This window comes from Spirillospora sp. NPDC052269, assembly GCF_040679435.1.
GTDB lineage: Bacteria > Actinomycetota > Actinomycetes > Streptosporangiales > Streptosporangiaceae > Spirillospora.
On the sequence record NZ_JBFAUU010000017.1, the window covers coordinates 20,934 to 27,560 of the forward strand.

Genomic DNA, 6,627 nt, shown 5'->3' on the forward strand with positions numbered 1-6,627 from the left:
GCCTAGACCCGGACGATGGTCCGCTGCGTCCCCGCGAGGCGGTTGTAGATGTCCCACAGGATCTGGTCGGCTGCCTTCCGCAGTGCGTTGCGTTGGGTCTCCAGCTGCCCGCCCCACGTGCGCGACTCCGGGCCGATCCACGCGTCCGTGCCGTTCAGCGTCCGGACGGGCCCGTCCAGCGCGGTGCGGAGCGCGTCGATGCTGCCGTAGGCGTCGGTGTAGGCCTGGTAGATCTGCCGGTACTCGGGGTTCGGCTTCTCGGTCGGGGCCAGCTGGCCGGCCGCCGCGCCGTCCAGGGGCGGCGGGAGGCTCGAGGGAGGCGGGGGCGGGCTCATGACGGGCAGCCCTTCGTCTCGTGGACCAGCGTCGCCGTGTCGATCGCCGGGCCTGCCGCCGGGCCTGACGTCGCGGGCGGATGGGCGGGCGGCTGGATCGGATGGCGCGGCGGGTCCGGCGCGTGGTGCGGCGGTGTGTGCTGCGCGGGCGGTGTGTGGTGCGCGGGCGCGTGCGCGGGTGGTGTGTGGTGCGTGGGCGCGTGCTGGGGTGGTGTGTGGTGCGCGGGCGCGTGGTGGGACGGTGGTGCGTGGTGGGACGGCGCGTGGTGGAGGAGGCCGAGCTTGGTGAGCGCGTCGCGGGTGCGGGTGCTCATGTCGGCCGTCGTCAGGACGTGGACGGCGGACGCGTGGTCGCCGAGGCGGTCCGACTCGTCCAGCAGGGCGTCCAGCCACTTGGCGTTCATCGTGACGTGGTGGCTCGCGACGCCGAGGGACCGCTCGATCACCTTCAGGTGCGCCGCGTCGCCGTGCGCCGCCTTGATCAGCCCCGCGACCCCGGACGAGCCGAGCCGCTCGTAGAACGAGCGCGTGTAGTCCGGGTCGCCGGCGTGCTCGGTCAGGTGCTTCCAGGTCTCCGCCGGGACGGGCCTGTGGTGCTTGATCGCGTCGTCCACCGCGAGCGCGTCCTTGCGGGCGGCCCGGGCGGCGGCCTCCGGGGTCTTGAACTTGCCAAGGTCGCCCGCGCCGTTCGGGGTCGTCCGGTGCGGGCGCTTGTGGGAGGGCGGCGGCGTGACCTTGCGCGGACCGGGCGTCCCGCCGCCTCCTCCGCCCCCGCTCCCACCGGACGGCCCGGGGCTCGGCGCGGGGGAGGGCGGGACGTGCACCCCGCCGCCGGTGTCCGGGTGCGTGATCGCGAAGTTGTACCGGCGGGACAGCATCCCGATCTGGTCGGACGCCCACTGCCCGACGGCCTCGGCCTGCCGGTACCCGGACCCCGAGACCCCGGGCGGCGGACGGTGCCCCGCCAGCCAGCCCCGGATCGCGGTGTTCGCCTGCTGGACCTGCCGGAGCAACTGGTCCAGCGCGGGGGGATCGATGCCCCGGAAGTCGCCGTCGCGACTGGCCGGGCCGGTGCGCATCTCAGCGGTCATCGCCCCTCCGGGGCCTGTTCCAGTCCGTCGCGCCGGTCGCGCCGGGGGTCGGTTCCCCAGAATCACACTCGCAACAGGCGATGTCGAGTGCCAGGCGGTCACGGTCAGGCCGCACCCGTGCGCGGAGACGCACGACACCCGCGCGCGGAGACGCACGACGGCGCCCGCCGTCCGGTGTCGGGACGGCGGGCGCCGGAAGGCCGGTCGGTCGGGCGACGCCGCCGGGTGTCAGGCGCCGCCGAGGGCGCGGCGGACCGAGTCCTCGTCGCGCGCCACGACGGCCGAGCCGTCGGTGACGATGATCGGGCGCTGGATCAGCACCGGGTTCGCGACCATGATCTCGATCCACGTGTCCCGGTCGCGGGGCAGGTTCTTCAGGTCCAGCTCCTTGGCGACCGGCTCGCCCAGCCGGGCGACGTCCCAGGGCTCGGCGCCGATCGCGGTGAGCGTCCGGTCGAACTCCGCGGCCGTCGGCGGCTCGTCCAAGTAGCGGCGCTCGGTGTAGGCGACGCCCGCCTCGTCCAGCGCGGCTTTGGCGGCGCGGCTCTTGGAGCAGCGCGGGTTGTGCCAGAGCTCCATGTCCCTACTCTCCCACTTCGGCCGCGTCGCCCCCGGTGACGCGCAGCAGTTCCCCGTACGAGGTCGGGAAGACGGTGTGCGGGTGCCCGCCCGCCGCCCAGACCCGCTCGTGCTTGTCCAGCCAGACGTCCACGAGGGTACGGAGCGGGGCGGGGTGCCCGACGGGCGCCACCCCGCCGATGGGCTGGCCGGTGTGCTCCCGGACGAACTCGGGCGTCGCCCGGCGGACCTTCTGCGCGCCCACCAGCGCGGCGACGCGCGCCGTGTCCACCTTGTGCGCGCCGCTCGTCAGGACGAGCAGCGGCGCGCCGTCGGCGTCGAACACGAGGCTGTTGGCGATCGCGCCGACCTCGCAGCCGAGCTGGTCGGCGGCGGCCTGGGCGGTGCGGGCGGAGTCGGGCAGTTCGATGATCTCGCCGTCCGCGCCCTGCTCGCGCAGGACACCGGCGACGCGCTCGGCGTTGGGGTGCATGGACCGCACCCTAGGGCGTCGGACGGGCCCCCGGGCACCGGGTTTCAGGCCGCGGCGGGAAAGGCCGCGGCGGTTTCGACGACGTGGTCGACGAAGCCGTAGTCACGGGCCTCCTCGGCGGTGAAGAAGCGGTCCCGGTCGGAGTCGGCCTCGATCCGCTCGACGGTCTGCCCGGTGTGCGCGGAGATCAGCTGCTGCATCTGCCGCTTGGTGGCCAGCATGTTCTCGGTCTGGATCCGGATGTCGGTCGCCGACCCGCGGATCCCGCCGGACGGCTGGTGCATGAGGATCCGCGCGTGCGGCAGCGCGTACCGCTTGCCCGGCGTGCCCGCGCACAGGAGGAACTGCCCCATGGACGCGGTGAACCCGAGCGACAGCGTCGCCACGTCGTTCGGGACGAACTGCATGACGTCGTAGATGGCCATCCCGGCGGTCACGGACCCGCCCGGGGAGTTGATGTACAGGTGGATGTCGCGACGCCGGTCTTCAGCCGACAGCAGAAGGATCTCGGCGCAGAGACGGTTGGCGATCGCGTCGTCGACCTCCTGGCCGAGGAAGACGATGCGCTCCCTGAGCAGGCGCTGGAAGACGTCCTCGGAGGGTTGGCGTGGTTCGTTGGTCATGCCTTCGAGATAACCGGCACGTGCCGGGCGGCGTCCAACAAGAGTTCCGGCGCTTTGACAACGCGCGCTTGTCAATCCCACGCTTGACCTGTGGACTTGGACGTTCCCGGCCTGCGGGCCTTCGTCGCCGCGGCCGAGGAGATGCATTTCGGACGGGCCGCCCAGCGCCTGTTCCTCACCCAGCAGGCGCTGTCCCAGCGCGTCCGGCGGCTGGAGGCCGTCCTCGGCGCCCCGCTGTTCGAACGCACCACCCGCCGCGTGGAGCTCACCGACGCCGGACGGCGCGTCCTCCCGCGCGCACGAGAGACGCTCAACTCCGTCGACTCGGTCATGGCGGCCGTCCGGGGCGAGCCGCCGCGCCTTCGCGTGGACGTCTTCGACCAGCGGTTCAGCCCCATGACCCTCGTCCGGGGGCTGCTCGACGGCGAATCCCGCCTGCGCGTCGAGGTCAGCATGCGGCAGGGCTTCGAGCAGGCCGTCCCCGCACTGCTGTCCGGCGAGATCGACGCCGCGTTCGGGCAGGTCAGGGACCTTCCGGGGCGCTGGCCGTCCGAACTGACGTCCCGGCTCGTCCAGCTGGTGCCGATGCACGTGTTCGTCGGCCTGGACCACCCCCTCGCCGGGCGCGAGACGATGCGTCCGGACGAACTGCGCGACGCCGGCGTCGTCATGCCCGACCCGGTCGCGTCCGAGGCGCGGGCGTTCCTCACCCGCTTCGCCGGACGCTTCGGCATCCCGATCCGGTTCGTCGAACCCGCCGTCGGCCTGTGGCACTACGGCGAACTGGTCGCGCGCGAGGACGACGCGGTCGCGCTGGGGGAGGCGGGCATCGAGCTCCCCAAGGGCGCGGAGCTCCACCGGATCCGCCTCGTCGACCCCGTCCCGCTCGTCCCGTGGTGCCTGACCTGGCGTTCCGGTAACACCTCGGCCGCGCTGCGCACCGTCCTGCGGCTGCTCCCCGCCGCCGTCCCGCCCGCGCCGGACGACCCGTCCCACTGGCTCGCGGACGACTACCGCGACTGACCGCGACTGACCGCGACTGACCGCGACTGACCGCGACGCGGAATGTCAGACCCGCCTGTTCTACTACTCAACACGCCACTGACCTGCGCGATCATCCCCATGATCGCTCTCCGTGGCGACGCGCGTTCGAACGTATTGACGAACGGACACGGAGACGGTTTACTGTGAACGCGTCGAACTTATGTTCGACGTGGTGCGGGACTCGCGGCCCGTGCCACGGGCGACGCCCCTGCCGTGCCCAGCGCGCGGACACGGCAGGGGCGCCTCGGCCGGGCGGAGAGAGGGGAAGCTCTCCGCCCGGCCCTGCCCGACGCCCCGGAAGGAGGCAACTCATGACCACGCTCACCCGCGGAGCCCGCTCCGCCACCCATAACGTCGCCGGTGCCGCCCAGTACGAAGCCCCGCGGAAGCGCCCCCGCGCGCTGCCCGCCCCTCGTCCCGCGCACACCGCCGTCGGCCAGCTGCACGCCGCCCGCGCGGGTCTCGCCGAGGCCGCCGAGGCGACCACGCCCGCCGTCCGCTACGTCAGCGCCCACCTGGCCGCGCTGCGCGCCGCGGCGGCCGTCCTGGCCGCCCACCAGCCCCTGGACCTCACGCGCCGCCGCGCCCGTCCCCGCAGCGTCTGGGTCCTGCTCCCCGAAGCCGACCCCGCCCTGCGCGAGTGGGCCGCCTACTTCGCCGCCGGCGCCGACAAACGCGCCGCCGCCGAAGCCGGCCTCCCCCGAGCCGTCACCCCTCGCGAGGCCGACGAGCTCCTCCACGACGCCGAGATCTTCGTCACCCTCGTCGAGGACACCCTCGGCGTCCCCATCCAGCAGAGCCTGCATTGATGGAGCCCCCGGCTGTGTTCATGGAGCCTCCGGCTCCGCGCACTCGCCTGGCGGCTCGGGCGCGGCCCGGTGACTCGTGCGAGCGCGACATCGCTTCGCGATCAGCCGCGTGGGGGCTCGCCTCCGGCGTCGCCCCCACGCGGCTGGTAGCGCGCTCGCGCGGTGGCTGAGGCCGCCGCCTGAATCTCCCGGAGGATGCGTGTTGCGGGGCCGCTCCTCCGGGCCTCACGTCCCGGTGCGGGGGTGCGGACGGCAGTCCGCCCCATCCGCGCCCTCGCACCGGGGCACCGACCCGGCCGTCGCGCCCCTTGGGACGGCCGGCCCGTCGGGCCGTCGCAGCGCCATCCTCACCGCGCCGCGACGGCCCGACCCTGTGCGCTCCCGCCCCCACCGCCCTCACCTGGCACCCACACCCCGCAAACCACCGCAGAGGCCGCACCGCCCTCACCCGGCATCCGCGCCACGCGAGCTACGCAGAGGCCCCACCGCCCTCATCCGGCAGTCCGGCACCCATGCCACGCAAGCCACGCAGAGGCCCCACTGCCCTCATCCGGCAGTCCGGCAGCCATGCCATGCAAGCCGCCACAGAGGCCTCGCCGGACTGACCCGGCGCCTCTGCGGGCGGACGGCCGCAGGGTGACGCCCGGTTAGGAAAACAGGCGATTCTGCGGCGGTTCGGGCGTTACCGTGTCGATGATCAAGCCGGTCCGCCTGCCTCGCGTGACCGGCCTGGGGTGGATGGAAGCGAGCGGATCGTGGCGCTGGAGCTCTTCAAGGACGAGTTGGCCCGGCAACTTCCCCCGGAGGACATCTGCAAATGCGGGCGGTCGGTGACGCACCTGAGCGAGGAACTGCTGCTCATGGCCGGGAAGACCGAGGCCGGCTCGCCGAACCCCAACTCGTTCGAAGGCCACGTGTGGGAGAACGACTGGCTGTTCGTTCCGGCGGTTCCGGTCACCCGGGTCTGCCTGGCCGCTCTGGCCGACGACATCCCCCTGGTGGCGAGGCGGATGTTCGCCGAGCTGCTCCTTCTCATCGTGTCGATGTCCTCGACGGGACTCATCGACGGCGAACGCGATCTGGTCGAGGAGTGTCACACGATCGCCCGGTCCGGGACCTGGCTGCTCTACGCGGAAATCCTCGCGGCGCGAGCCCCGGGCATTGCGGGCGACTGCTTCACGATCCTTCAGTTCCTGGGCGAGGACAGCGAAAGGCTGCGCACCGTCTACCACGTCGCCTGGAGCGCGATGGAGCACTTCCCCTCGTGGACCGACGGCCCTGACTCGGACGAGCCGCCTGCGGTCCGCGTGTGATCGGCGCGGCATGGCCGCGGCCGCGCGTACGTGTGCGCGGGTTTTTTCGTGTGAAGCGCGTCACTGTGCCCGGCGGGCCGCCTCGATAGGAATGATCTTCCGCCTGACCTCGTCGGATGGCCGGACATGGTCACGGGGTGTGTTGGCGCTAGGGGAAGTGCCGCAGGGTTGTTTGAGCACCTAAGTGGTTTATGAAACATGAGCCACGGTTCGCCGCCGGACAACAATATTCGCGTGGCGATACGGCGAATGGGTTGGTTTGGTCGGCCTGCGCGCGAGCGCGCTACCAGTCGTGCGGGGCGGTGTGGACTATGCGCTGCGTTCCCTCGTCAAGCTGCGTGACGAACTGGGCCGGAACGAC

The 6,627-nt window shown here is 72.7% G+C and carries 8 protein-coding genes; 3 read left to right on the forward strand and 5 right to left on the reverse strand.

Annotation, left to right across the window (positions count from 1 at the left end):
• Positions 1-2: 2 nt before the first annotated feature.
• From AB0L06_RS31830 to AB0L06_RS31850, 5 genes are all read right to left on the reverse strand, one after another.
• The gene (locus AB0L06_RS31830) at positions 3-335 is read right to left on the reverse strand and encodes a hypothetical protein (RefSeq protein WP_500234835.1); all 333 of its coding nucleotides are present in this window, start codon (positions 333-335) and stop codon (positions 3-5) included.
• Positions 332-1,426 (reverse strand): hypothetical protein, encoded by a 1,095-nt coding sequence (locus tag AB0L06_RS31835; RefSeq protein ID WP_500234836.1) that lies wholly within the window; start codon positions 1,424-1,426, stop codon positions 332-334. The genes AB0L06_RS31830 and AB0L06_RS31835 overlap by 4 nt, the downstream gene beginning before the upstream one ends.
• Before the next feature lie 228 nt (positions 1,427-1,654).
• Positions 1,655-2,005, reverse strand: a complete 351-nt coding sequence (locus AB0L06_RS31840; protein ID WP_500234837.1) for an arsenate reductase family protein — start codon at positions 2,003-2,005, stop codon at positions 1,655-1,657.
• Positions 2,006-2,009: 4 nt separating this feature from the next.
• Positions 2,010-2,477 carry a YbaK/EbsC family protein gene (locus AB0L06_RS31845; RefSeq protein ID WP_500234838.1) on the reverse strand — a complete coding sequence of 156 codons (468 nt, stop codon included), beginning with the start codon at positions 2,475-2,477 and terminating at the stop codon, positions 2,010-2,012.
• A 44-nt stretch (positions 2,478-2,521) separates the two neighbouring features.
• Positions 2,522-3,100 (reverse strand): ATP-dependent Clp protease proteolytic subunit, encoded by a 579-nt coding sequence (locus AB0L06_RS31850; RefSeq protein WP_500234839.1) that lies wholly within the window; start codon positions 3,098-3,100, stop codon positions 2,522-2,524.
• 90 nt (positions 3,101-3,190) lie between these two features.
• Between AB0L06_RS31850 and AB0L06_RS31855 the strand changes: the two genes are divergently transcribed.
• The 3 genes from AB0L06_RS31855 (at position 3,191) to AB0L06_RS31865 (ending at position 6,266) form a co-directional block, all read left to right on the forward strand.
• Positions 3,191-4,123, forward strand: a complete 933-nt coding sequence (locus AB0L06_RS31855; RefSeq protein WP_500234840.1) for a LysR family transcriptional regulator — start codon at positions 3,191-3,193, stop codon at positions 4,121-4,123.
• Positions 4,124-4,455: 332 nt separating this feature from the next.
• Positions 4,456-4,953: an SAV_6107 family HEPN domain-containing protein gene (locus AB0L06_RS31860; protein WP_500234841.1), complete on the forward strand. Its 498-nt coding sequence runs from the start codon at positions 4,456-4,458 to the stop codon at positions 4,951-4,953.
• A gap of 755 nt (positions 4,954-5,708) precedes the next feature.
• Positions 5,709-6,266 carry a hypothetical protein gene (locus AB0L06_RS31865; RefSeq protein WP_500234842.1) on the forward strand — a complete coding sequence of 186 codons (558 nt, stop codon included), beginning with the start codon at positions 5,709-5,711 and terminating at the stop codon, positions 6,264-6,266.
• Positions 6,267-6,627 lie beyond the last annotated feature (361 nt).

What these genes read in the sequence shown, in the direction of transcription:
- AB0L06_RS31860 (WP_500234841.1), top strand. Translation starts at nt 4,456, where the DNA reads ATGACCACGCTCACCCGCGGAGCCCGCTCCGCCACCCATAACGTCGCC.
- AB0L06_RS31830 (WP_500234835.1), bottom strand. Translation starts at nt 335, where the DNA reads ATGAGCCCGCCCCCGCCTCCCTCGAGCCTCCCGCCGCCCCTGGACGGC.
- AB0L06_RS31835 (WP_500234836.1), bottom strand. Translation starts at nt 1,426, where the DNA reads ATGACCGCTGAGATGCGCACCGGCCCGGCCAGTCGCGACGGCGACTTC.
- AB0L06_RS31845 (WP_500234838.1), bottom strand. Translation starts at nt 2,477, where the DNA reads ATGCACCCCAACGCCGAGCGCGTCGCCGGTGTCCTGCGCGAGCAGGGC.
- AB0L06_RS31840 (WP_500234837.1), bottom strand. Translation starts at nt 2,005, where the DNA reads ATGGAGCTCTGGCACAACCCGCGCTGCTCCAAGAGCCGCGCCGCCAAA.
- AB0L06_RS31850 (WP_500234839.1), bottom strand. Translation starts at nt 3,100, where the DNA reads ATGACCAACGAACCACGCCAACCCTCCGAGGACGTCTTCCAGCGCCTG.